22 protein-coding genes are annotated in these 25,343 nt (G+C 59.7%); 14 read left to right on the top strand and 8 right to left on the bottom strand.

The genetic code is table 11. The features are described 5' to 3' along the window. Positions 1 to 13: 13 nt before the first annotated feature. Complete coding sequence (locus tag H7698_RS21225) at positions 14 to 979, bottom strand: 2-hydroxyacid dehydrogenase (protein WP_194692723.1); 966 nt, start codon at positions 977 to 979, stop codon at positions 14 to 16. 142 nt (positions 980 to 1,121) lie between these two features. Between H7698_RS21225 and H7698_RS21220 the strand changes: the two genes are divergently transcribed. Continuing rightward, on the top strand, positions 1,122 to 1,751 hold the full coding sequence (locus H7698_RS21220) for a LysE family translocator (RefSeq protein ID WP_194692722.1): 630 nt from the start codon (positions 1,122 to 1,124) through the stop codon (positions 1,749 to 1,751). Between the two features lie 46 nt (positions 1,752 to 1,797). On the opposite strand, the gene H7698_RS21215 is transcribed toward H7698_RS21220, so the two are convergent. Beyond that, positions 1,798 to 2,436 (bottom strand): CatB-related O-acetyltransferase, encoded by a 639-nt coding sequence (locus H7698_RS21215; RefSeq protein WP_194692721.1) that lies wholly within the window; start codon positions 2,434 to 2,436, stop codon positions 1,798 to 1,800. A 46-nt stretch (positions 2,437 to 2,482) separates the two neighbouring features. Continuing rightward, positions 2,483 to 3,376 carry a glycosyltransferase family 2 protein gene (locus H7698_RS21210; RefSeq protein ID WP_194692720.1) on the bottom strand — a complete coding sequence of 298 codons (894 nt, stop codon included), beginning with the start codon at positions 3,374 to 3,376 and terminating at the stop codon, positions 2,483 to 2,485. Between the two features lie 333 nt (positions 3,377 to 3,709). Here H7698_RS21210 and H7698_RS21205 point away from each other — a divergent pair, with 333 nt between their 5' ends. The 3 genes from H7698_RS21205 to H7698_RS21195 all read left to right on the top strand — a co-directional run bounded on the left by H7698_RS21205 (position 3,710) and on the right by H7698_RS21195 (position 9,010). Then, on the top strand, positions 3,710 to 5,392 hold the full coding sequence (locus H7698_RS21205) for a fatty acid--CoA ligase (protein WP_194692719.1): 1,683 nt from the start codon (positions 3,710 to 3,712) through the stop codon (positions 5,390 to 5,392). Positions 5,393 to 5,727: 335 nt separating this feature from the next. Then, positions 5,728 to 7,617, top strand: a complete 1,890-nt coding sequence (locus H7698_RS21200) for a DUF1302 domain-containing protein (protein WP_162437195.1) — start codon at positions 5,728 to 5,730, stop codon at positions 7,615 to 7,617. Positions 7,618 to 7,645: 28 nt separating this feature from the next. After that, the gene (locus H7698_RS21195) at positions 7,646 to 9,010 is read left to right on the top strand and encodes a DUF1329 domain-containing protein (protein WP_162437196.1); all 1,365 of its coding nucleotides are present in this window, start codon (positions 7,646 to 7,648) and stop codon (positions 9,008 to 9,010) included. Positions 9,011 to 9,078: 68 nt separating this feature from the next. On the opposite strand, the gene H7698_RS21190 is transcribed toward H7698_RS21195, so the two are convergent. Beyond that, on the bottom strand, positions 9,079 to 9,288 hold the full coding sequence (locus tag H7698_RS21190; RefSeq protein WP_194692718.1) for a hypothetical protein: 210 nt from the start codon (positions 9,286 to 9,288) through the stop codon (positions 9,079 to 9,081). 180 nt (positions 9,289 to 9,468) lie between these two features. Here H7698_RS21190 and H7698_RS21185 point away from each other — a divergent pair, with 180 nt between their 5' ends. The 3 genes from H7698_RS21185 (at position 9,469) to H7698_RS21175 (ending at position 13,779) form a co-directional block, all read left to right on the top strand. Then, on the top strand, positions 9,469 to 12,210 hold the full coding sequence (locus H7698_RS21185; protein WP_194692717.1) for a LuxR C-terminal-related transcriptional regulator: 2,742 nt from the start codon (positions 9,469 to 9,471) through the stop codon (positions 12,208 to 12,210). An 80-nt stretch (positions 12,211 to 12,290) separates the two neighbouring features. Continuing rightward, the gene (locus tag H7698_RS21180; RefSeq protein WP_162437199.1) at positions 12,291 to 12,932 is read left to right on the top strand and encodes an MBL fold metallo-hydrolase; all 642 of its coding nucleotides are present in this window, start codon (positions 12,291 to 12,293) and stop codon (positions 12,930 to 12,932) included. 118 nt (positions 12,933 to 13,050) lie between these two features. Beyond that, positions 13,051 to 13,779: an OmpA family protein gene (locus H7698_RS21175; protein ID WP_162437200.1), complete on the top strand. Its 729-nt coding sequence runs from the start codon at positions 13,051 to 13,053 to the stop codon at positions 13,777 to 13,779. Positions 13,780 to 13,917: 138 nt separating this feature from the next. On the opposite strand, the gene ehuA is transcribed toward H7698_RS21175, so the two are convergent. From ehuA to ehuB, 4 genes are all read right to left on the bottom strand, one after another. Then, on the bottom strand, positions 13,918 to 14,712 hold the full coding sequence (gene ehuA / locus H7698_RS21170; protein WP_162437268.1) for an ectoine/hydroxyectoine ABC transporter ATP-binding protein EhuA: 795 nt from the start codon (positions 14,710 to 14,712) through the stop codon (positions 13,918 to 13,920). A gap of 80 nt (positions 14,713 to 14,792) precedes the next feature. Then, on the bottom strand, positions 14,793 to 15,449 hold the full coding sequence (gene ehuD / locus H7698_RS21165) for an ectoine/hydroxyectoine ABC transporter permease subunit EhuD (RefSeq protein WP_162437201.1): 657 nt from the start codon (positions 15,447 to 15,449) through the stop codon (positions 14,793 to 14,795). Further along, the gene (gene ehuC / locus H7698_RS21160) at positions 15,446 to 16,105 is read right to left on the bottom strand and encodes an ectoine/hydroxyectoine ABC transporter permease subunit EhuC (RefSeq protein ID WP_162437202.1); all 660 of its coding nucleotides are present in this window, start codon (positions 16,103 to 16,105) and stop codon (positions 15,446 to 15,448) included. Before ehuC ends, ehuD begins: the two co-directional genes overlap by 4 nt. 69 nt (positions 16,106 to 16,174) lie before the next feature. After that, positions 16,175 to 17,032, bottom strand: coding sequence for an ectoine/hydroxyectoine ABC transporter substrate-binding protein EhuB (gene ehuB, locus H7698_RS21155; protein WP_162437203.1), 858 nt, complete (start codon positions 17,030 to 17,032; stop codon positions 16,175 to 16,177). Positions 17,033 to 17,313: 281 nt separating this feature from the next. Here ehuB and ehuR point away from each other — a divergent pair, with 281 nt between their 5' ends. The 7 genes from ehuR (at position 17,314) to H7698_RS21120 (ending at position 25,320) form a co-directional block, all read left to right on the top strand. Further along, complete coding sequence (gene ehuR, locus H7698_RS21150; protein WP_194692716.1) at positions 17,314 to 18,708, top strand: MocR-like ectoine utilization transcription factor EhuR; 1,395 nt, start codon at positions 17,314 to 17,316, stop codon at positions 18,706 to 18,708. Between the two features lie 107 nt (positions 18,709 to 18,815). Continuing rightward, complete coding sequence (eutB, locus tag H7698_RS21145; protein WP_194692715.1) at positions 18,816 to 19,787, top strand: hydroxyectoine utilization dehydratase EutB; 972 nt, start codon at positions 18,816 to 18,818, stop codon at positions 19,785 to 19,787. 36 nt (positions 19,788 to 19,823) lie between these two features. Next, on the top strand, positions 19,824 to 20,816 hold the full coding sequence (gene eutC / locus H7698_RS21140) for an ectoine utilization protein EutC (protein ID WP_194692714.1): 993 nt from the start codon (positions 19,824 to 19,826) through the stop codon (positions 20,814 to 20,816). 42 nt (positions 20,817 to 20,858) lie between these two features. Next, a complete protein-coding gene (gene doeA, locus H7698_RS21135) occupies positions 20,859 to 22,049 on the top strand; it encodes an ectoine hydrolase DoeA (protein ID WP_194692713.1) in 1,191 nt (396 codons plus the stop codon). 3 nt (positions 22,050 to 22,052) lie between these two features. After that, positions 22,053 to 23,054 carry a N(2)-acetyl-L-2,4-diaminobutanoate deacetylase DoeB gene (gene doeB / locus H7698_RS21130; protein WP_194692712.1) on the top strand — a complete coding sequence of 334 codons (1,002 nt, stop codon included), beginning with the start codon at positions 22,053 to 22,055 and terminating at the stop codon, positions 23,052 to 23,054. Positions 23,055 to 23,097: 43 nt separating this feature from the next. Further along, positions 23,098 to 23,577, top strand: coding sequence for an Lrp/AsnC family transcriptional regulator (locus H7698_RS21125; protein ID WP_194692711.1), 480 nt, complete (start codon positions 23,098 to 23,100; stop codon positions 23,575 to 23,577). A gap of 270 nt (positions 23,578 to 23,847) precedes the next feature. Continuing rightward, positions 23,848 to 25,320: an NAD-dependent succinate-semialdehyde dehydrogenase gene (locus tag H7698_RS21120; protein WP_194692710.1), complete on the top strand. Its 1,473-nt coding sequence runs from the start codon at positions 23,848 to 23,850 to the stop codon at positions 25,318 to 25,320. The last annotated feature ends 23 nt before the right edge of the window (positions 25,321 to 25,343 follow it).

Below are 25,343 nucleotides of genomic sequence, written 5' to 3'. Positions count from 1 at the left end.
GTGCCGCAGTCTATCAACTGACGACCCGCAGTGCTTTACCGCTGAAGTATCCCTGCGCGTTTTCCGTCAGTTGCCCGACGATACGCTGGCGCGCTTCGCGGCTGCCCCAGGCATTGTGCGGGGTGACAATCAGTCGAGGAATGTCCTGAGCCAGCAACGGGTTGCCGGCGGTGGGTGGCTCGACGCTCAGCACATCGGTGGCCGCGCCTCCAAGGTGGCCGCCGCGCAAGGCATCGGCCAACGCCTGTTCATCGATCAGTCCGCCGCGTGCGGTGTTGACCACGAAAGCGCCAGGTTTCATCGACGCCAGTTCGGCGGCCCCGATGAAATGGCGGGTGTGTTCATTGAGCGGGCAATGCAGCGTCAAGGCATCGATCTGGGGCAGTAGTTCAGCCAGTGGCAGCCGATCCGGCCGGGCAGGGCGCCCCGGAATCTGGCCCAGCAGCACACGCATGCCGAATGCTTGCGCCAGTCGCGCGACCGCGCCACCCAGTTCGCCGTGGCCCAGCAAACCGAGGGTTTTCCCTTCCAGTTCGACGATCGGATAGTCCAGCAGGCAGAACTGTTTCGCCTGCTGCCAGCGTCCTTCACTGACCGCTTTCTGATAGTCGGCCAGGCGCGTTGCCAGGTTCAACAGGAGCATGATCGTGTGTTGCGCGACCGAGGGCGTGCCGTAACCCTGGCAATTGCACACCGTGACGCCATGGGCGCGGGCGGCGGCGAGGTCGACATTGTTGGTGCCTGTGGCGGTGATCAGGATCAGCTTCAGTTCGGGACTGGCGGCGATGGCGGCGGCATCGATCAGGATTTTGTTGCTGATCGCGACCGTGGCGCCCTTGAGGCGTTCGATCACCTGGTCCGGTGTGGTCTGGGCGAACAGTTGCAAATCGCTGAAGCAGGCGCGCAACGGGTTCAGATCGAGGTCACCCAGGTCCAGGGAGGGATGGTCGAGGAAAACGGCGCGGTGAGTGTTCGTCATCAACTGTACCTTTTGTGCGGTGAACTGAAGGCGTAATCTGCCGAGCCTAACAGATGAAACAATCAGTTACTTAGTGCTCGCTCGCCACAGTTGCGAAGCTACCTTTAGATTTTTGCCAAGCCTGCCTCTTAAGGATTTTCACATGTACTGGACAGAGTTTTTGACCGTTGCCCTAATCCATCTGCTAGCCGTGGCCAGTCCCGGCCCCGACTTTGCCGTGGTGGTGCGCGAGAGCGTGACCCATGGTCGTCGTGCCGGCACCTGGACGGCGCTGGGGGTCGGTTCGGCGATCTTCCTGCACGTGGGGTACTCGTTGCTCGGCATTGGGCTGATCGTGTCTCAGTCGATTGTGCTGTTCAACGCCTTGAAGTGGGCCGCCGCCGCTTACCTGCTGTACATCGGCTTCAAGGCACTGCGTGCGCAGCCCGCCAAACCGGTTGCGGACGATCTGCACAAGGAAGTCGGCCAGCGCACTGCGCGTGGAGCGTTTACGTCGGGGTTCGTAACCAACGGCCTGAACCCGAAAGCCACGCTGTTCTTCCTGTCCCTGTTTACCGTTGTGATCAACCCGCACACGCCATTGGCGGTGCAGGCCGGTTACGGGATCTATCTCGCGGTGGCGACGGCGGTGTGGTTTTGCCTGGTGGCGATGCTGTTCAGCCAGCAACGTGTGCGCGCAGGCTTCGCTCGCATGGGCCACTGGTTTGATCGCACGATGGGGGCGGTACTGATTGCCATCGGCGTAAAACTGGCCTTCACCGAAATGCATTAACGCGCGTTCAGCGGCCGCGGCATTATCAGCTGCGGCCGTATCTGCTTTAAGTGGCGTCGACTGTGGGCGCCTGACGCTGGCGGACGTAATCCAGAAAACCTTCCATATCACTGCTGCAGAGCAGGCGAGAGGCGGTTTTGACCTCTTCCATCGGCCAGTCCCACCAGGCGGACGCCAACAGTTCATTGCGCACATCTTCCTCGAACCGCCAGCGAATGTGGCGGCAAGGGTTGCCGCCGACAATGGCATAGGGTTCGACGTCACGCGTGACGACAGCACCCGCCGCGACCACCGCGCCGTGGCCGATCGTCACGCCGGACAGGATCATCACGTTGGCGCAGATCCAGCAATCGCTGCCAATCACCACATCGCCCTTGGTCGGGCTGCAACCTGGAATGTCCCGGGCTTCATCGATCATCAGGGGGAACGGGTAGGTGCTGACCCAGTCGGTACGGTGTCCGCCGCCCAGCAAAATTTGCACACCCTCGGCGATCGATGTGTAAGAGCCGACTTTCAGAATCGTATCGTCACCGAACTCCATCACATTCGGAATACCGTAAGTGCCTACGCCGATTTCATACTTGGGATAGCGCAGGCGTATTTTTTCCGGAGCCCTTTGCAGTTTTTCCAGGCGCTTGAGATGTTTTCTGGTTTTTCGTTCTTTGAGTTTTTCGAGAAATTTCATGGGCAATGCCTGGAAAGCGGAAGAAGTTTGGACGCGTGAATATCTGTCAGTGATGCAGCATCAAGCGTTTCAAGCGTCTGAAGCTGGTTCGATTCAAATGTCGCCACGGAATGGAACGCAGCAGCTTCCAGGCTTCCTTCTTGTCTTCGATCACGGCGTATTTGAGGGCTTTGTTCACCAACTGCGTACGCCCGCTCTGATAGCCCGGATGGCTCAGGTACGGTGCGATAGCTTCAAGGTCCGCCTGCAGCAATACCTTGTACTTTCTCGACAGGTTGTTTGGGTGGCGGCGATAGCGGGTCACGCACACCGGCAGTTCATGGATCTCGTAACCCAGGCGTGCAATGCGCAAGGTCATCTGGAAGTCCTGTACGCGCAGGTTGGGCGCATAAAAGCCGGCATTGCGCATAGCACTCATGCGGTAGAGCGCAGTCGGGGCGCCGATCACCACGGCGCGACTGAGAATCTGATCGAAGGTGTAAACACGGATCTGATCGCGCTGTTGCTGCTTGAGGGTTTTGCCTTCGCTGTCCATATAGATGATCAGCGCGCCGACGCAACCGACATTCGGGTGCTTGTCGAGGTACTCGGCGCGGACTTTCAAGGACTGCGGCAGCATGATGTCGTCCAGGTCGGGGGTCGACACGTACTCACCCTTGGCGTAGCGCAAACCATGGTTGAGCGCCGCACTCACACCCTGGTTAGCCTGGGTGTACAGCTGAAAGTCATAGGTGTTCTGCAATTGCTTGAGCATTGCGATGCTGTTGTCGCTGGACCCGTCGTCCACGATGATGACTTCGAAGTTCGGGTATTCCTGGCCGAAGATGCTCTTTATGGCTTCTTCCAGGTATTTTTCCGCGTTGTAACAAGGCGCCACGATGGAAATCAGGGGCGCTTGTATCTTGGAATGGTCCAGAGGGGCGATCACTTCAGTGCTCATTGTTCTATGCAATACCGATGGCAATTGGCAAGGCAGGCGTTATGGCAAGTGCCTGACTGTGAAGAGGGGACGATGTTTCGGTCAATAGTTATAAGTCTACCGGCATGCTCGTTACATCGATAATGGTACGTAGGTCTCACGAACGATGCTGCATCCATTACAAGGTTTTACACGGCAAACAGCGAAAATTCCCGGAAACCCGTCTTGATAGTGGCGCAAAGCTAGCATTTTACACGGGCGCCGAATCATTCCTTCGGCTGATTTGGCACTCGTGCAACGGCATTAGAGTGCTTGCTTTCAGCCACGACCGTGCAGTCAGGAAAAGGGATTCTTATGTTGCAGACTCGCGTTATCCCCCCAGCCGAAGGCGCTTACCAATACCCGCTGCTGATCAAACGGCTGCTGATGTCGGGTGCTCGCTACGAGAAGACCCGCGAGATCGTATACCGTGATCAGTTGCGTTACAGCTACCCAACCCTGATCGAAAGAGTTGCGCGACTCGCCAATGTGCTGACGGAGGCCGGTGTTAAAGCGGGCGATACCGTGGCGGTGATGGACTGGGACAGCCATCGCTATCTGGAGTGCATGTTCGCCATCCCGATGATCGGTGCGGTGATCCACACCATTAACGTGCGCCTGTCACCAGAACAGATTCTATACACCATGAATCACGCCGAGGACCGATTCGTATTGGTCAACAGCGAATTCGTAGGGCTTTACAACGCGATTGCCGGCCACCTGACCACCGTCGATAAAACCCTGCTGCTGACCGATTTGCCGGAGAAAACCGCTGACCTGCCGAACCTTGTCGGTGAGTACGAGCAGCTATTGGCAGACGCGAGCCCGCAGTACGACTTCCAGGACTTTGACGAAAACTCGGTCGCCACCACGTTCTATACCACCGGTACCACCGGCAACCCCAAAGGCGTGTACTTCACCCACCGGCAACTGGTGCTGCACACCATGGGCGTGTCGACGATCATGGGCGCCATCGACAGCGTGCGTCTCTTGGGCACCAACGATGTGTACATGCCGATTACCCCGATGTTCCACGTTCACGCCTGGGGCTTGCCGTATGTCGCGACCATGCTCGGGCTGAAGCAGGTTTATCCCGGTCGCTATGACCCTGAGTACCTGGTGGAGCTGTGGCGCAAGGAAAAGGTTACCTTTTCCCACTGTGTGCCGACCATTCTGCAAATGGTCCTCAATGCCAAGGCCGCGCAGAACACCGACTTCGGGGGCTGGAAAATCGTCATTGGTGGCAGCGCGCTGAACCGTGCCTTGTACGAAGCGGCCAAAGCCAAGGGCATACAGCTGACCGCCGCCTATGGCATGTCGGAAACCGGTCCGCTGGTGTCGTGCGCTCACCTCAACGACGAGCTGATGGCGGGCTCGGAAGACGAACGCACCACTTATCGCATCAAGGCCGGTGTCCCAGGGCCCTTGGTGGAAGCGGCGATTGTCGACACTGACGGTAACTTCCTGCCCGCTGATGGCGAGACCCAAGGTGAACTGGTGCTGCGCGCGCCGTGGCTCACCGAGGGCTATTTCAACGAGCCGCAAAAAGGCAAAGAGCTCTGGGCCGGAGGCTGGCTGCATACCGGTGATGTCGCGACGCTGGACAGCATGGGCGTGATCGACATTCGCGATCGCATCAAGGACGTGATCAAAACGGGTGGCGAATGGATTTCCTCCCTGGACCTCGAAGACCTGATCAGCCGCCACGTAGCGGTACGCGAAGTAGCAGTGGTCGGCATCGCCGATCCGCAGTGGGGAGAACGTCCTTTTGCGTTGCTGGTGATCCGCGAGGGCCACATTATCGGGGCCAAGGAACTCAAGGAACACCTCAAGCCGTTCGTGGAACTGGGGCACCTGAGCAAGTGGGCCATCCCGAGCCAGATCGCCCTTGTTACTGAAATTCCCAAGACCAGCGTCGGCAAACTCGACAAGAAAAAAATTCGCATCGACATCACCGAGTGGCAAGCCAACAACAGCACCTTCCTCTCGACGCTTTAAGCATTTCTGGCGTGCCCGAAAAGGCACGCCAGCCCCACCAAGCAAGCGCTTGGCTTGTGAAATCTGAATTTTCAGCCATTCTTCCCGTGCCGACAGTTGTCGGACTGGCGAAAGGACTGTTCCAGAGTGGCTGGCAGCTGCAAATCACACTTTAGAGGGATCAAGCTCTACTACCTGCTGGCTATAGTCCGCTCAAGGATTTTTAAGAACGGAGCAAACGCACAAACGGGGCGATGCACCTTGGGAATGACTTCGGGACACCTTGGTTTCCGGTCATCCACAGCGTTTTTAAAAGTACTCACTGCCATAACAATAATGCACATGGAGTAGCGTCGATGACATCAGTAAACCAGTTCTGGCGCCGGGCGAAATTGCCGCTGGCGGTCAGTCTTGCTTCTACGCTCGCCGGGCCCGCATTCGGCGTCAGTTTCAACATTGGTGAAATCGAAGGTCAGTTCGACTCTTCTCTCTCCCTGGGTATGAGCGTCTCAACCCAGTCGCCGAACAAGAACCTCATTGGTGTCAACAACGGCGGTCACGGTCTGTCCCAGACCTCCGACGACGGTCACTTGAACTTCAAGAGCGGCCAGGCCTTCTCGAAGATCTTCAAAGGCATCCATGACCTTGAGCTGAAATACGGCGATACCGGTGTTTTCGTACGGGGCAAATACTGGTACGACTTCGCGCTGCAGAACGAAGACCTGGAGTTCAAGAACGTCAGCAACGACAACCGCAAGGAAGGCGCCAAGTCTTCCGGTGGCCAGATTCTCGACGCCTTCATCTACCACAACTACGCCATTGCCGATCAGCCGGGTTCCGTCCGCCTGGGCAAGCAGGTCGTGAGCTGGGGTGAAAGTACGTTCATCGGTGGCGGTATCAACTCGATCAACCCGATCGACGTTTCCGCATTCCGTCGTCCCGGTGCCGAGATCAAGGAAGGCCTGATCCCGGTCAACATGTTCTACGTCTCGCAGAGCCTCACCGAAAACCTTTCAGGCGAAGCGTTCTACCAGCTGGAATGGGACCAGACCGTCGTCGACAACTGCGGCACGTTCTTCTCTCAGCCAGACATCGTTGCTGACGGTTGCGACAACAACTTGCGCGTGCTGAACAAGCGTTCGCAGATTCCAGCCATCGCCCTGGGTCCATTGGCCGGCGCGGGAGTCGATGTCAACGATGAAGGGGTTCTGGTTCGTCGCGGTCCGGATCGCGATGCTCGGGACAGCGGCCAGTGGGGCGCGTCCTTGAAGTACATGTTCGACCCGCTGGACACCGAGTTCGGTGCCTACTTCATGAACTACCACAGCCGTGCGCCGATCTTCAGCGCCACGGGTGCGCCGCAGTCGGTCTACAACACGGCAGCGGGTCTGCCTGGGCCATTCGCCGCACTCGCACCACTGCTGGTGGCCGGCAACTCGCAATACTTCATCGAATACCCGGAAGACATTCGCCTCTACGGCCTGAGCTTCTCCACCACCCTGCCTACCGGTACGGCGTGGAGCGGTGAGATCAGCTACCGTCCGAACGCACCGGTGCAGCTCAACTCCACCGACATCCTGTTCGCCGGTGTTCGTCCTCTGGGCGGTGCGCTGACCAACGCTTCGCTGCTCTCGGCATCACCGGGTTCCGACCTGCACGGTTATCGCCGCAAGGAAGTGACCCAGTTCCAGACCACCCTGACGCACTTCTTCGATCAGGTCATGGGCGCCAGCCGTCTGACCGTGGTCGGTGAAGTCGGCGTGACCCACGTCGGTGGCCTGGAAAGCACCTCCGATGTGCGTTACGGCCGTGATCCGGTCTACGGTCCAGGTGAGCTGCCAGCCACTGGCGGCGTCGATACCTGCGCCAACATCCTCAACGCCAGCACCATCAACGGTGCAGGTCCTGGTTCACCGCAGAACAACCGCAGCCGCAATTGCGACAACGAAGGCTTCACCACGGCAACCTCATGGGGCTACCGCGGTCGCGCCATCTGGGAATACAACGACGTGTTTGCCGGTGTGAACCTCAAACCGAACGTGGCCTGGTCCCACGACGTAAGCGGTTACTCCCCTGGCCCTGGCGGCAACTTCGAGGAAGGTCGCAAAGCGGTCAGCCTGGGCGTCGATGCCGAGTACCAGAACACCTACACCGCGAGCCTGGCCTACACCAACTTCTTCGACGGCAAGTACACCACTGTGGACGACCGCGACTTTGTTGCACTCAGCGTCGGCGTGAACTTCTAAGCACTGTATTTTCAGGACGAACACACATATGAAAATAACAAAGAGTCTATTCCAAGCCGGTGTTCTGGGACTTTCGCTGTTGGCGACCAGTGTGATGGCCGCCGTCCCTGCCGCCGAAGCGGACAAGCTGGGCAAGAGCCTGACGCCAATGGGCGCTGAAATGGCCGGCAATGCCGACGGGTCGATCCCGGCCTGGAAGCCACTGCCGAAAAACGCGGGGACCGTGGACAGCAAAGGCTTCCTGTCCAACCCGTTCGCCAGTGAGAAACCGCTGTTCACCATCACGGCGAAGAACGTCGACCAGTACAAGGACAAGCTTGCTCCGGGCCAATACGCGATGTTCAAGCGTTATCCGGAAACCTTCATCATGCCGGTCTACACCTCCCATCGCGGCTCGACCGTGCCGGATGAAGTGTTCGCGTCCATCAAGAAAAACGCCACCAACACCAAGCTGGTATCCGGCGGCAACGGTCTTGAAAACTTCGAAACCGCCGTGCCATTCCCGATTCCGAAGACCGGCGTCGAAGTCATCTGGAACCACATCACCCGGTATCGCGGCGGTAGCGTGACTCGCCTCGTTACCCAGGCGACGCCTCAGCCGAACGGCTCTTTCAGCCTGGTGTACTTCCAGGATCAGTTCGTGTTCCGCGACAAGATGAAGGATTACGATCCAGCGAACCCGGGCAACATCCTGTTCTACTTCAAGCAGAAAGTGACCGCGCCGGCGCGTCTGGCCGGTGGCGTGCTGCTGGTGCACGAAACCCTCGACCAGGTTAAAGAACCGCGCTCGGCGTGGGTCTACAACGCCGGTCAGCGTCGTGTGCGTCGTGCGCCGCAAGTATCCTATGACGGGCCGGGTACTGCTGCCGATGGCCTGCGCACCTCCGACAACCTCGACATGTTCAACGGTGCGCCGGATCGTTACGACTGGAAACTTGAAGGCAAGAAGGAGATGTACATCGCCTCCGACAGCTACAAGATCGACTCGCCGACGCTCAAGTACGCCGACATCATCAAGGCTGGCCACATCAACCAGGACCTGACGCGTTACGAGTTGCGCCGGGTCTGGCATGTGGTCGCGACCCTGAAGGAAGGTCAGCGTCATATCTACGCCAAACGTGATTTCTACATCGACGAAGACACCTGGCAAGCAGCGGTCATCGATCACTACGACGGTCGCGGTCAGCTGTGGCGTGTGGCCGAGGCGCATGCCGAGGACTACTACGACAAGCAAGTGCCGTGGTACGCCCTGGAAGTGCTGTATGACCTGCAATCGGGCCGTTACCTGGCACTGGGCATGAAGAACGAAGAGAAATCGGCATATGACTTCGGTTTTACCGCCACCACCAGCGACTTCACGCCAGCCGCATTGCGTCAGGACGGTGTTCGCTAAGGACTGAGCAGAGGCTGCACCCTCTAGAAACGCCCCGACTGGTTCGGGGCGTTTTTTTTGTGTGTTCATTAAGGTAATGATGCCGATGCCGATGCCGATGCCGATGCCGATGCCGATGCCGATGCCGATGCCAATGCCAATGCCAATGCCAATGCCAATGCCAATGCCAATGCCGATGCCAATGCCAATGCCGATGCCAATGCCAATGCCGATGCCGGTGTAGCAGCTGCCGAGCCTGCGAGGCTGCGTTCGACTGCGCAGCAGTCGCCGAATCTCAAATCGAACGCAGCCTCGCAGGCTCGGCAGCTGCTACAGGGGCAACGTGACTCCCCCAAAGTCGAAACGCTTTGTAGCCTTTTTGTAGTCATTTGTTGCAATAACCTTCATTCCCTCTGCGTTTACCGCTAGTCTGCGGACATCTGCAATGCCGCCATCAGCAATTCAAACAAGAGCCGGCCATGACTGATCTGTCCCCTATCCCGGGCCCTGCAAGCGTTGCCGTCGCGGCACTGGACGGACGTTTTTTCCGCCCCCCGTTGCCCGATGGCCATGTGCTTCGACCTCGTCTTTGCGAGCGCCTGAGTGCAGGTCTCGGTGGCAGGCTGTTGCTGGTCAGTGCACCGGCAGGGTTTGGCAAGAGTTCGCTGGCGGTGGAATTCTGCCAGGGGCTACCGGCTCACTGGCAAAGCCTCTGGCTCGGATTGAGCCAGCGTGACAGTGATCCTGGCCGCTTTCTGGAACGACTGCTCGAAGGCCTTCAAGACTATTTCCCGAAACTCGGTAGCCAGTCACTGGGGCTGCTGAAAATGCGTCAGCGGCATCAACCGTTTGCCTTCGAAGAATGGCTGGACGGTTTGCTCGATGAGTTGGCCGTGCACTTGTTACCGACCGCGCCACTGCTGCTCGTGTTGGACGATTACCATTTGGCCCAAGGGCCGGTGCTTGATCGTTGTCTGCAATTTTTCCTCAATCATCTTCCTGATGGCCTGCTCGTGATGGTCACCAGTCGGCAGCGTCCGGACTGGCATCTGGCGCGCCTGCGGTTGTCGCGGCAACTGCTCGAACTGCACGAACAGGACTTGCGCCTGACCCACGATGAAGCGCTGACGCTCCTCGATCGGCACAGCACGTCCTTGCGTGGCGAAGCGCTGGAGAACCTGATCCAGCGCAGTGAAGGCTGGGTTGCCGGGCTGCGATTCTGGCTGCTGGCCGCTTCGGAAGCGGGTACCGAGGGTGAATTACCCCAGTCCCTGCACGGCGGGGAAGGGTTGATCCGCGACTACTTGCTCGAAGAAGTCATCGATTGCCTGCCCGCCGAAGTGCAGTCATTCCTGTACGACACCGCACCACAAGAACGTTTTTGCAGCGAGCTGTGCGACGCCGTTCGCGAAGCCCATGACAGCGCCGAAATATTGCGTTTTCTGCTGGCCCATCAAGTGTTCCTGGTGCCGCTGGACGAGCACGGACATTGGTACCGCTACCACCATTTGTTTTCCGATCTCTTGCGTACTCGCCCGACCGCACAGGTGATCGTGCCCGCCGCAAGCCTGCATCTGCGCGCCTGTCGCTGGTTCAACGCACAGGGCTTGCTGGATGAGGCCGTGGAGCAGGCGTTGCGCGCCGGGCATCTGGACGTCGCGGCGAACCTGGTACAGAACCTTTCTGAAGAACAACTCCTGGCCGAACAGAACGTCGGCATGCTGCTGCGCTGGAAAATGGACTTGCCCGACAGCCTGCTGATCAGCACCCCTCGACTGATCGTGCTGTACAGCTGGGCGCTGGGGCTGGCCTGCCAACTGGACGCCGCCGAGGAGCTGGCCAGTCACCTGAGTCGCTTCCTGCCGGCCCCCTCGGCCACGGCGCAGAAATCCATGTTGGCGCAATGGCTGGCCTTGAGCGGAATCATCGCCCGTGGGCGCGGCAACCGCGAATTGACCCTGCTGTATTGCACCGAAGCGCTGGAGAGCCTGCCTTCCAAGCGTTACGGCCAGCGATTGATGTGCCTGTCGACCCTGTCCAATCTGGCCATTGCCGATGGCGACCTGTGGCGCGCGCGCGGCCTGAACCGTGACTCTCTGGAGCTGGCGCAACGGGTCGGCAATCCATTGTTCGAGGCGCTGGCCCATTACGACCGCGCCCGGGTGTTGCAGGCGCGAGGTGAGATTCTTCGTGCGCTGGATGAGGTCCGGCAGGGTTTACGACGTTTGCAGGGCTTATCACCGCAACGGCTTTACGCCGTGCGCGCACGATTAACGTTGTACGAAGGGTTTCTGCTCGCCATGCGTCTGCAGCCACAGGCCGCCCGAGTACGCTTGCTGGCCGGGTTGAATGAAGCCCGGGCCTGTCGCGATATCAGCGTGTTGATCGGCCATTGCGTGATTGCCAGGCTTGAAGGCAACAGCGGCGAGTTTGCCAAAGCTTTCGCCGAACTCGCCGAGGCCGAGCGGCTGATGCACATCTGGGACGTGCCGCCGATTTACTACCTGGCGATGATCACCCTGGTCAAATGCGAACTGTGGCTGGCCCAGGGACGCACGGACCTGGCTGAGGCCTGGCTGGCGCGCCTCGGCCAGACCTACAACGGCGAGCAACCCGCAGCACCCCCTGAGTTTCACCCGCAACTGCCGCTGCATATTGAATTGCAGCAGGCCCTGCTGGAAGTCATCCAGGGTCAACCGATGCTGGCCGAGGGGCGATTGAACGCCTTGCTCGAAAATGGTCAGCAGACGGGCCGGCAGATGCTCAGCGTGATGGCGCTGGTTCAGAAGACCGAGATTCTGCTGGCATCCAGCCGAGAGTCTCAGGCCCGGGATTCTTTCGCCCAGTCGCTTGAAGCGGCGAGTGGCGGTGTCCTGCAACCCTTCGAGCGTTTGTTGAGCAAACACCCCGACTGGTTGCGCGAGCAATTGCATCAACACGCAAAAAACGCCGTCACGCTCAGCTTGTCTGAACACTTGCCAGCGGTGGCTGCGCGCATCGTTATCGAGCCTTCGCACTCGTCGTGCGAACAACTCAGTACACGTGAACTCGCCGTGCTCAAACTGATTGCCCAAGGCTGTTCCAACCAGGAAATCAGCGACCAGCTGTTCATCTCCCTGCACACAGTCAAAACCCACGCCAGCCATATCAACAGCAAACTCGGCGTTGAGCGCAGGACGCAGGCGGTGGCGCGGGCGAAGGAATTGGGAGTATTGAGCTAGCGCGTTTCTGAGACGGCGCTAGCGAATGGCTTGATGCAAATGTGCCAAAATTGCCTATTCATGTTTTTCGAGCACGCCCGATGTCACAGATACCGACCCTGATCCGCGAAACTTTCCCCGTCGGCCCTTTGCAGTGCAACTGCACGATCATCGGCGATCCGATCACCAAAAAGGCCATCGTGGTCGATCCGGGTGGCAACCACGAACTGATCCTGGCACGCCTCGACGCCCTCGGACTGAAGGTGGTCAGCATCATTCACACCCATGCGCACCTCGATCACTTCCTGGCCTCTGGTCAGATGAAGGAGAAAACCGGCGCAACCCTGCACCTGCACAAGGAAGATCAATTTCTTTGGGACAATCTGGAGATGCAATGCCAGATGTTCGGTGTTCCCTACACCCCCGTGCCTTCGCCGGATCGCTGGTTGGCCGATGACGAAGAGCTGGCGTGTGGTTGTGGTGTCGCGCTGCACACGCCCGGCCATACGCCGGGCTCCATGAGCTTTTGGTTTTCAGAGGCCAAGCTGCTGATCGCCGGAGATACATTGTTCCGTCGTGGGGTAGGGCGCACGGATCTGTGGGGTGGTGATCAGGCGACCATCGTGCGTTCGATCAAACAGCGTTTGTACACCCTCGACGAAGACGCAACCGTCGTTACCGGTCACGGCCCGGACACACGTTTGGGTGATGAAATGCGCGAGAACCCGTTTGTACGGGCATGACGTCCAGGCAACGGAATTTTTATCGCGGGAAATGATCAAACGCCCGCAAAGGTCCAGCCCGCACAGTACGAATGCTTAAGTCCGTTGCACCACAGAATTCAAAAAGTAGGAGCTCTTCATGTTCACCACGCGTCGTTTGATTATTGTCGCTACTGCCATGGCCATGCTGTCTGGCTGCGCGTCGCCTAACCCGTATGACAACCAGGGTCAGGCTGATGGCGGTTCCACGGGCATGAGCAAAACAGCCAAGTACGGCGGCCTCGGCGCTCTGGCCGGCGCGCTCGCGGGTGCTGCCATTGACCACAACAACCGTGGCAAGGGTGCGCTGATCGGCGCTGCGGTGGTCGGTGCTTCTGCTGCCGGTTACGGTTATTACGCTGATCAGCAAGAGAAGAAACTGCGTGCCAGCATGGCCAACACTGGCGTCGAAGTGCAGCGCCAGGGCGATCAGATCAAGTTGATCATGCCGGGCAACATCACGTTCGCAACCGATTCGGCGAACATCGCTTCGAGCTTCTATCAGCCGTTGAACAACCTGGCGAGCTCATTGAAAGAATTCAGCCAGAACCAGATCGAAATCGTCGGCTACACCGACAGCACCGGCAGCCGTCAGCACAACATGGACCTGTCCCAGCGTCGCGCCCAAAGCGTTGCAACCTACCTGACGTCGCAAGGTGTCAGCGGTGCCAACCTGTCGGCTCGCGGTGCCGGTCCGGATAACCCGATTGCCAGCAACGGCGACGTCAATGGGCGGGCACAGAACCGTCGCGTCGAGGTCAACCTGAAGGCGATTCCGGGTCAGCAATACGGTGGCCAGCAGCAGGGCAACGTTCAGCAATACCCTTAAACACCGCGTAACCCCTGTGGGAGTGAGCCTGCTCGCGATAGCGGTGTATCAGACGAATCCATGTCGCCTGATACACCGCTATCGTCGGAACGCCGCCCGGAGCAGGCTCACTCCCACATTAGATTCCCCTCAACATTCCTAATTCGCCTCTTTCACCGCGCTGAGAAACGCGCAGGTACGCTCCTGCTGCGGGTGTTCGAAGACCTGCGTGGGCGTCCCTTGTTCATGAATCTGGCCCTTGTAGAAGAAACACACCCGATCCGCGAATTCCCGGGCGAACCCCATCTGGTGCGTGACCATCAACATGGTCAGGTTGTGCTCGGTGCCGAGCTTGCGGATCACATTGAGCACTTCTCCGCATAATTCAGGGTCCAGCGCCGATGTCACCTCATCGAACAGCATGACTTTGGGCCGCATCGCCAACGCCCGGGCAATCGCCACCCGCTGTTGCTGGCCACCGGACAGCTGCGAAGGGTAGTGCCCGAGTTTGCTGCCCAACCCCACCAGTTCCAACAAGTCCGCTGCGCGCTCCCGTGCCTCGGCGGGTTTCATGCCGAGCACCTGGACAGGCGCTTCAATGACGTTTTGCAACGCCGTCATGTGCGGGAACAGGTTGAAACTCTGGAACACCATGCCGATCTTGCCGCGCACCCGGCGTATATGCCGGTCATTGGCCGGCACCAACACACCGTTGCGATTGGGCATATGCGTCAATAGGTCATCGTCGATGCGGATCACTCCGTCGTCGATACCTTCCAGCGTCATCAAGACCCGCAACAGCGTGGATTTTCCCGAGCCACTCGGGCCGATGATCGCGACTTTTTCGCCCGGCGTGACGTCGAGGTTCAGGTGGTCGAGCACCGTGAAGTTACCGTAGCTCTTGGTGACGTCCTGGAAGCTGACGATCGGCTTGACCGATGAGGTTGCCTGCATGGCCGGGGTCTCCTGCGGGTGCAGCGAAGTCGCGTTGCCGTGCCGTGAAAAGTCGCTGGGTGTCGAAAGTGGAGAGGTCATTAGCGTAGCTCCAGGCGCACTTCAAGGCGCCGTACCAGATAAGCCAAAGCGATGCTCAGGGCGAGGAAAAACAGACCGACCATGGTGATCGGCTCCAGATAGCGGAAGTTCTCGGAGCCGATGTTCTTGGCTTGCTGCATGATTTCCACCACGGTAATCGCCGACAGCACCGGCGTGTCCTTGAGCATCGCCACCAGGTAGTTGCCCAACGGCGGCAGGATCGGCCGCAGGGCCTGGGGCAAAATGATGTTGCGATAAGCGCTGTAGGGCGCGATGTTCAGCGCCGTTACCGCCTCCCACTGCGCCCGGGGTACGGCGTCGAGACCGCCGCGATACACCTCGGCGATGTAGCAGGCGTAATGCAGGCCGATACCCAGAATCCCGACTTGCATGGCGGTCATGCTGACGCCGTAGTTGGGTAGCACGTAGTAGAGGAAATACACCTGGATCAGCAGCGGCGTGCTGCGGATGAACTCGATCAACCCTGTGGTCGGCCACGACAACCAAACCCTGCGGCTGCGTCGGCCGATGGCCAGGAACAGGCCCAGCACGATGGCGATCAGAAAGCCTATCAGGGTGATGCCTACGGTGTTGAGCGACGCGCGCAGCAAGTCCGGGAGGATTTGCCAGGCGTAGGTCCAGTCGAACAATGTCATGACAGACCTCCCCGCATCCGTCCGCGAGCCAGTCGGCGCTCAAGCGCACGCATGCCCAGGTTGATGGCTTGCGCCATGACGAAATACATCACCAGCGCCAGGCTGAAGATTTCCAGCGTCTGGAAGGTGGCCTGATCCAGTTGCCGAGCCCGGAAGCTCAGGTCGGACAACGTGATCAGCGAGACCAGTGACGTGTTTTTCAGCAGCTCGATCAGCAGGTTGGTACCCGGCGGGATAGCCGCCAGCAGCGCCTGGGGCAGGATGATTCGCCGGAAGCGCTTGTAACCACTGAAGTTCAGCGCCGTCGAGGCTTCATATTGGCCCTTGGGCACCGAGCTGATCGCCCCGCGCATCACTTCGGCCCCATAGGCGCCGATGTGCAGTCCGAGGCCGACGATGGCCACGCTGTAGGAGCTCAATTCGATGTTGAACGGCGGCAGCGGCAGTACAAAAAACAGCCAGAACAGCTGCACGAGCAATGACGTGCCGCGAAACACTTCAATGTAGGCAACGGAAAACCAGCGCAGCGGCCGCCATGGCGACATGCGCCCGAGGGCCGCGAGGATGGCCGCGACAATCGCCAGTATCGAACCGAAGAAGGTCACCTGGAGCGTGACCCAGGCGCCTTGAATCAATAGCGGAAGTAATTCACCCATGGTTTAAACCTGGCCATCCGGATTAAGCAGGGAAAAAGGCATCGCGCCGTGGCGCCATGCCTGTTTCGACTATTGAGCGCAGAGCTCGGCAGCCGTTTTGCTTGTCACGTTGGACTTGTCGAACCCGAAAGGGGCAACCGCCTTCAGGTGCTCTTCGGAGCCCAGCCACTTTTTCAGCTCGGCGTTGACCGCATCACGCAGGTCTTTATCTTCCGGGCGGAAGGCGAGGGCGCCGTAGCCGATATGCGATGGGTCATCCTTGAATTCGGTGACCGCTTCGACTTTCTCGCCCCCCTTGCTGGCCAGACCTTTCATGGTCAACTGAGTGCCCACGGCGGCATCGGCACGCCCGGCGCGCACGGCCTGCAGCTGAGCGGTCGTGTCGGGCACCTGAAGAATCTGCGAGTCTTTCACACCGGAATCCCGGGCATACGCCAGGTTCACCGTGCCGGCCATGATCGCCAGTTTCACGTCAGGGTTTTTGGCGATGTCTTCATAGCTGTGCAGGTTTTTTGGATTGCCTTTAGCCGTCAGCAGAGCGTCCGGCAGCTGATATTGCGGGTCGGTGAACAGCACCTGCTTACATCGTGCGGGCGTGATGTACATGCCTGCCGCAATCACATCGAACCGACCGGCGCGCAGGCCCGGGATCAATGAACCCCACTCGGTCAAAACGCCATCGACTTTTTTGATGCCCATTTTGGCAAAGATTATTTTGGCGATTTCCGGCGACTCACCGGTGACGCTGCCGTCAGTCTCGGTAAAAGCGAACGGGGTTTCGTTGGCATAGCCGACGCGAATGCTGCTGTTCTGTTTGACGGTTTCCAGCGTGCTGGCGGCGTGAGCGCTGGCGGCCAGGCCGAACATCGCGCAAGCCACGAACAGGCGACGCAAAGCATGAGGGGTACCAAAGGGGAAATTGCTCATCGATAAAATCTCCTGTTTCTTGTGGACCCGTCGTCGACGGCTCTGTGGTAGGAGGCAGTGTTACAAGAGCAAAGCGTACAAGGGCCGATTCCATTGATTGGGACACTGCACCGGTACAGATCGATTGATTTTATTGTGGGGGCTTGAGGACAGCCCGTGCATCGACCTTGAACCGAGCATACAAAAGCCCTGCGCATCATTGCATTGCACTAGGACAATTGCTTTGCATGGATTCTCGCGGGATGCTGTCCCGACGAGCACAGACGCGGGTTTGAACGCTGATGGACAAGTGGAAAGCAGCATTGGAAATGGCCCGCAGTGGCGAGTCCAAATACAAGATCCTGGTGCAGGCGATCGCCGACGACATCGAACAGGGTGTCCTGGCCAACGATCAGCGCCTGCCCCCTCAGCGGCACGTGGCCGATGCCATGGGGATCAGCGTGCAGACAGTCACCAATGCCTATAAAGAACTCGAGCGCCAGGGCCTGGTCCGTTGCGAGGTCGGGCGCGGTAGTTTTGTGTCGCGGCGCATGAGCGATCGGGTGGCCACGTATATTCTCGACAGCCCTGAACGGGCACTGGTGGATTTTTCCATCACGCGGATCATGCACACCCGCGAGCATGATTTGTTCTGGCGCGAGACCTGCCGCGAGCTCAGCACCGAAGAAGATCAGCCGTGGATTCACGCGTTCCGCCCGATCGCCGGTTTCGAATCGCACCGCGAAGCGGCCATGCACTGGATTGGGCGCCAGGGACTGAAAGTCGAGCGCGATGACATCCTGATCACCAACGGCGCGGCACACGGGATTTTTCTCGCTCTGGCCTCGCTGGCCGGCCCTGATGATGTGGTGCTCTGCGAAGGGGTCACCGACCACGGTGTGATCGGCAACTCTCAAGTGCTGGGCTTCACCCTCAAGGGGTTGGAGATGGACCGCTATGGGATCGACCCGGAACATTTCGAAGACATGTGCAGCAACGAGCGGATCACCGCGCTGGTGTGCACGCCGAACCTGAACAACCCGACCACCAGCCTGATGCCGGACAGTCGCCGGCGTGAAATCGCCGAGATCGCCCGGCGCTTCGGCGTGCACGTCATCGAAGACGATGTGTACGGCCCCTTGCTGGATGAACAGCGGGCGCCGCCGATCAGTCATTACCTGCCAGAGCTGTCGTTCTACTGCACCAGCATGACCAAGTCGGTGTTGACCGGTTTGCGCATCGGCTACCTCGTGGTGCCCAAACGCCTGGCGTTGCGCACCGAGAGCATTCTGCGGGTGAACAGCTGGATGGCCACGCCGATGGTTTCCGAGATCGCCGCTCGCTGGATTCGCGACGGTCGCGCCGACACGCTGGTGCGCTTGCAACGTAAATTACTGGCCGGGCGCCAGGCGATGATCACCGAATACCTGGAGGACTACGTGCTCGCCCAACACCCCCATGCGTTGAATGCCTGGATCGGCATCCCGCCACATTGGGAGCTCGACAGCCTGGTGCGGGCGCTGCGTCACAAGCACATTGCAGTCACGTCCCCTGACCCGTTCACGGTGCGCGGCACGCCTCGTCCGCGCGCGGTCCGGGTGTGTGTGGGCGCTGAATGCAGCGACGAAGAAATGCGCAATGCGTTGATCGGCATGCGCGAGATTTTTGGTCAGTACCCGCAAATTCACGATTTCTAGACGGAAAAAAGATCGTAAAAAGTTTGTCGGCTAAATTGACCTAGTACATTCATTGCGACAATCCAGCCCTCTTAGACTGCGCCCAACACCTCTGTCGGGATGCGGTCATGTCAGCGCTGCAACTAAACGATATTTACCTCGCTCGCCAGCGAATCGAATCGCTGGTACGGCGTACGCCCATGGAGTATTCCCCGAGCCTTTCGCAGCAGCTGGGCGTAGCGGTTTACCTCAAGCTCGAGTCCCTGCAGATCACCGGCAGTTTCAAATTACGCGGCGCGAGCAATGCCGTGGCGCAACTCAGCGCCGAGCAAAAAGCCTGTGGTGTCGTAGCGGCTTCGACCGGCAATCATGGTCGCGCACTGGCGTATGCCGCTTCCCGGCAAGGCGTGAAGGCGACCATTTGTTTGTCGCATCTCGTGCCGGCGAACAAGGTCCAGGCCATTCGCGATCTCGGGGCGCAGGTGTGCATCGTTGGCCAGTCCCAGGACGATGCCCAGCGCGAAGCCGAACGGATTGCCGGCGCAGAGGGCGCGACGTTGCTGCCGCCTTTTGATCATCCGTCCATCATCGCGGGGCAGGGCACCCTCGGGCTGGAAATCCTCGAACAGCAACCGGACGTGGCGCAGATCCTGGTGCCTTTATCCGGTGGCGGTCTGTTTGCCGGCGTGGCACTGGCCCTTAAAAGCGCCAATCCGCGGATCGTGACCCACGGCATCAGCATGCAGCGCGGCGCGGCCATGCACGCCAGTCTCGCGGCCGGACTCCCGGTGGAAGTTGAAGAGCTGCCGACCCTGGCCGACTCGCTCGGCGGCGGCATCGGTCTGGACAACCGTTACACCTTCGACATGACCCGCGAACGTTGCGATCACCTGCACCTGCTCAGCGAAGCCTCTATCGCCAACGCCATCCGCCATGCCTATCGCGAAGAACGTCTGGTGCTGGAAGGCGCTGCGGCGGTCGGTATCGCCGCGCTGCTCGATGGCCTGATCGAAGCGCGTGGACCGATCGTGGTGGTGGTCAGCGGGCGCAACGTCGACATCGATCAGCACCTGCGTGTCCTCGCCGGCGCCGATGCCTGAACCCAAACAATAACAACTGACGGGAGTACTGCGTCGATGACTGACATCACCTTATTGAGCGAAGCGGACTTGCGCGCCTGTGTAGCGCTGGATCTGCCAAGCATCGACGCCATTGAGCAGGCCTTCGTGCTGCTGGCCACGGCTGCGGTGGCGATGCCGCCAATCCTGCGTCTGGACATCCCCGAGCACAACGGTGAAGTGGATGTGAAGACCGCGTACCTGCCCGGTCTGGAGCGTTTTGCGATTAAGGTCAGCCCGGGATTTTTCGACAACCCGAAACTGGGTCTGCCAAGCCTCAACGGCATGATGATGTTGTTGTCGGCGCGCACTGGTGTGCTGGAAGCCTTGTTGCTGGACAACGGTTACCTGACCGCCGTGCGCACAGCAGCGGCCGGTGCCGTGGCGGCTCGGGCGTTGTCCCGGGCCGACAGCCGCAGCGTGGCGCTGATCGGTGCCGGCGAGCAGGCGGCGTTGCAGCTTCAGGCGTTGCGTCTGGTGCGGCCGATCGAACACGTACGGGTCTGGGCTCGGGACAGCGCCAAGTCCGTCGCCTTCGGTAATGAACTGGCGCGCGACAGCGGTCTGATGGTCACGGCTTGCGCGAGCCTCGACGAGGCGATGGCCGACGTGGATATCGCGATCACCTGTACGCCAAGTCGCGATCCCTTGATTGAGCCCCACCACTTGCGCCCCGGCCTGCACATCACCGCGATGGGCTCGGACGCCGAACACAAAAACGAAATTGCCCCGCAGGTGTTGGCCAGGGTCGATCGCTACGTCGCCGACCGGCTGAGCCAGACACGCCTCCTCGGCGAGTTGCATCACGCTTTGGCGGCTGGTGCCCTTGCCGACGAATCAGGTCTGGTGGAACTGGGGCAAGTGCTGTCCGGCCAGCGCCCCGGTCGAACCGAGGCGTCGCAAATCACCTTGTGCGACCTCACCGGCACCGGAGCCCAGGACACGGCCATGGCCAATCTGGCGTTTGAGCGTGCGCGCTCGGCCGGGAAAGGTTTTCAGTTCGCCAGCTAATCGGTTTTTTCATCCGTGCGTCATTTATCAGAGGGCATGTGCATGTCTCAGATAGTCGTCAATCTCCCGTTCGAACGGGAGGAATACGCCCAGCGTCTGGCCAAGGTTCGCGTGGCCATGCAGGCCCAGGGCATCGAGCTGTTGCTGGTCACTGATCCGTCGAACATGGCCTGGCTGACCGGCTATGACGGTTGGTCGTTTTATGTTCATCAATGCGTGCTGTTGGCGCTCGATGGCGAACCGGTGTGGTTTGGTCGCGGGCAAGACGCCAATGGCGCCAAACGCACGGTGTTCATGCAGCACGAGAACATCGTCGGTTACCCGGATATCTATGTGCAGTCCCGGGAGCGCCATCCCATGGATTACCTGTCCCGGGAGGTCATCAGTGCCCGCGGCTGGGATGCGCTGACCATCGGCGTCGAAATGGACAACTATTACTTCAGTGCCGCCGCTTATCTCTCACTGAAGAAAAACCTGCCACAGGCCCGCCTGATTGACGCAGTGGGGCTGGTGAATTGGCAGCGAGCGATCAAATCGCCCCAGGAAATCGCCTACATGCGCATCGCCGCGCGCATCGTCGAGAGCATGCACGGCCGCATTCTCGAGCGGATAGAACCGGGCATGCGCAAAAACGAACTGGTGGCGGAAATCTACAGCAGCGGCATCCTGGGCGCCGACGGCCATGGCGGTGATTACCCGGCCATCGTGCCGTTGTTGCCGACGGGCGCCGATGCCAGTGCGCCGCACCTGACCTGGGACGATTCGCCCTTCGAAAAAGGTGCCGGTACGTTCTTCGAGATCGCCGGTTGCTACAAACGCTATCACTGCCCGCTGTCTCGCACGATCTACCTGGGCAAGCCACCGCAGCACTTCCTCGACGGTGAAAAAGCCGTGGTCGAAGGCATTGCCGCCGGACTCGAAGCCGCCAAGCCCGGCAATACCACCGGTGATATTGCCGTGGCGTTTTTCAAGGTGCTGGAGAAATTCGGCATCCACAAGGACAGCCGTTGCGGCTACCCGATCGGGATCAGCTATCCGCCTGACTGGGGCGAGCGCACGATGAGCCTGCGGCCCGGCGACAACAGCGTGCTGCAACCGGGCATGACCTTCCACTTCATGCCGGGCCTGTGGATGGACGATTGGGGGCTGGAAATTACCGAAAGCATTCTGATCACCGAGACCGGCGTCGAAACCCTGTGCAACGTGCCTCGCCAACTGTTCGTGAAGGATTGAGCCATGAGCGAATTGCCTGATAACCCGATCAGCGCCACGGTGGATTTTGCCCGTGAAGGGGTGCAGCACGGGTTTCTCAAACTGCCGTACTCCCGGGACGATTCAGCCTGGGGTGCGGTCATGATTCCCGTCACCGTAATTCAGCGCGGCAAGGGGCCGACCGCGTTGCTCAGTGGCGGCAACCACGGTGACGAATACGAAGGCCCGGTCGCACTGAGCAAGCTCGCGCAAGGCCTGACGGCGGCCGAGGTGACGGGCAGGGTGATCATCGTCCCGTTCATGAACACGCCTGCGTTTCATGCCGGGCGACGGACGTCGCCGATCGACAAGGGCAACCTGAATCGCAGTTTTCCCGGTAAACCGGATGGCTCGGTGACCGAGAAAATCGCTGATTACTTCAACCGCACTTTGTTGCCGCTGGCGGATATCGTGCTGGACATTCATTCGGGTGGCCGCACCCTGGATTTCCTGCCGTTCGCCGCGTGTCATGTGCTGCCGGACAAGCACCAGCAAACTCAATGCGAAGCCGGCATGCGTGCATTCAATGCGCCGTACAGCATGCGAATGCTGGAGCTGGATGCGGGGTCGATGTACGACACCGCCGCCGAGAGGCAGGGCAAGGTATTTGTCACGACCGAGTTGGGCGGCGGTGGTTCTTCCAGCGCCCGCAGTGTGGCCATTGCCGAGCGCGGGGTGCGCAATCTGCTGGTGCATGCTGGGATTCTTCAAGGTGAAGTACAGGCCCGGGAATCGATCATGCTCGACATGCCCGACGCCGATTGTTTCATAGCCAGCGAGCATGACGGTCTGCTGGAAATGTGCCGCGACCTGGGTGACAACGTGAGCCAAGGTGAACTGATTGCCCGTGTGTACGACGCCACCCGCACAGGTGTGGCGCCGGTGGAATACCGTGCGGCCCGCAGTGGCTTGTTGGCGGCGCGGCATTTTCCGGGGTTGGTGAGGTGCGGCGATACCATTGCGGTCATCGCCGAAGTGCTGAACTGACACACTCCCACAGGCCCCTCATCGCACTGGAGATCTCCGCCCCATGCACAAACTCGACCGCTACGACCTGAAAATCCTGCGGATCCTCGCTGAGGACGGGCGTATCACCAAGTCGAGCCTGGCCGACGCGATCAATCTGTCGGTGACCCCTGCGTGGGAGCGGGTGCGCAAACTCGAAGCGTTGGGCTTGATCAAAGGCTACAGGGCGCAGATCGACTGGAACGCGGTGTTCAAAAGTCAGCAGGTCCTGGTGGAAATCACCCTGGCCCGCCACACCGCCCAGGATATGCGGCGTTTCGAGCAGCGCATGAACGAGGCCGTCGAAGTGGCGTTCTGTTACGCCACCGGCGGCGGTGTCGATTACATGGCGATGATCCAGTCGCCGGACATCGACCATTACCAGCGTTTTATCGACCAGTTACTACTTGATGACCTGGGTATCGAACGCTACTTCACCTACATCGTCACCAAAACCATCAAGACCGCTGGCGCCTTGCCGGCCGAGCTGGCGCAAGAAACCTGAAGCATCCGCGGCTCTACTGTAGGAGCGAGCCTGCTCGCGATAGCGGTGTGTCAGTCATTGTGGATGTTGTCTGTCACACCTCTATCGCGAGCAGGCTCACTCCCACAGTGACTACCTGGTGATTCTGTCGATGCAGTTTTTCACCGCAAAAAGCCTCTGTTTGCCCGCGTTCAATCAGAAAAAACCACCTGCCACACCCCGTCAAACGCCAAATCATTCATGCCACCCAGTCCTACCATGGGTTCACGCACACGGTTTGGAGTAACCGCCATGACATTCAAACATCCGCTGCTGTTCAAGGCCCTCTGCTACATCGATGGCCATTGGGTCCACAGTGACAGCGGCCAGAGCATTGCCGTGAACAATCCTGCTGATGGGCAGTTGATCGGACATGTGCCGATGCTGGATCAGCCGCAAATCGTCGCCGCCGTTGACGCGGCACACCGGGCCTTTGCTTTCTGGCGCGAACAGAGCCTCGATGCCCGAGGCGCCATTCTGCGGCGTTGGGCGGCTCTGATGATCGAGCATCAGGATGACCTCGCTCGCATCCTCAGCCTGGAACAGGGCAAACCTCTAGCCGAATCCCGCGGCGAGATCGCTTATGCCGCCAGTTTCATTCCGTGGTTCGCCGAAGAAGCGCGGCGGTTGTACGGGCAGAACATCCCCAGCCATATTCCCGGTGCACACTTGGGCACGATCAAGGAACCGGTGGGCGTTTGTGCGCTGCTGACCCCGTGGAATTTCCCCTCGGCGATGATCACCCGCAAAGCCGCCGCCGCACTGGCAGCGGGCTGCACCGTGGTGATCAAACCCGCCCATGAAACCCCCTATTCGGCATTCGCACTGGCGCAGTTGGCCGAGGAGGCGGGCTTCCCGGCAGGCGTTTTCAACGTGGTGCTGGGCGAGCCGCAAATGGCGATGCAAACCCTGGTTGAAGACAGCCGTGTGCGCTCGGTGAGTTTCACCGGCTCGACCCGTGTCGGTAAGTTGGTCCTGCAAGCGGCGGCTCAGGATGTGAAAAAAGTTTCGCTGGAACTGGGCGGCAACGCGCCATTCATTGTGTGCGCCGATGCCGATCTGGAGTTGGCGGTGAAAGTCGCGGTGCAGGCCAAGTTCCAGACCTCCGGACAGGATTGCTGCGCCGCCAACCGGATCATGGTCGAGCGCTCGGTCTATCCCGCGTTCCTCAGTCGCTTCGCCGCCGCTGTGCGCGAGTTGAAGGTTGGGCCGGCGATGGTCGGCGCTCAAGAGCAAAGCGTCGATATCGGCCCTTTGATGCATCAGGCCGCGTTCGATGTCACCGCCGAGCGCGTTGCGGACGCCCTGCAACTCGGTGCCCGGCGTCTGGTCGGTGGCGAGGCGCATGCACTCGGTGGCCTTTTCTATCAACCGACGGTGCTGGCCGATGTCACGCCGCAGATGCGGATCTACCGCGAAGAAAATTTTGCGCCGATTGCCGGGGTCATGCCGTTCGACACCCTCGAACAGGCGATCGAAATGGCCAACGACACCGAATACGGACTGGCCGCCTACATTTGCTCCAACCGTCTGGACCTGATTTACCCGCTGATTCGCCGCCTCGATCACGCCATGGTCGCGGTCAACGGCGTCAAGTTTACCGGCCATCCGATCCCGTTCGGTGGCATGAAATCCTCGGGATTGGGCCGCGAAGGTGGCTCCGAGGGCTTCGAAGCCTTTGTCGAAACCAAATATTTTTGCCTGCACCATCAAGGTCAGTTCTAAAGCCAATTCTCAGGAGACATGCC

Source organism: Pseudomonas sp. p50(2008) (assembly GCF_015351605.1).
GTDB lineage: Bacteria > Pseudomonadota > Gammaproteobacteria > Pseudomonadales > Pseudomonadaceae > Aquipseudomonas.
This window is presented reverse-complemented; position numbering and strand designations above follow the sequence as displayed.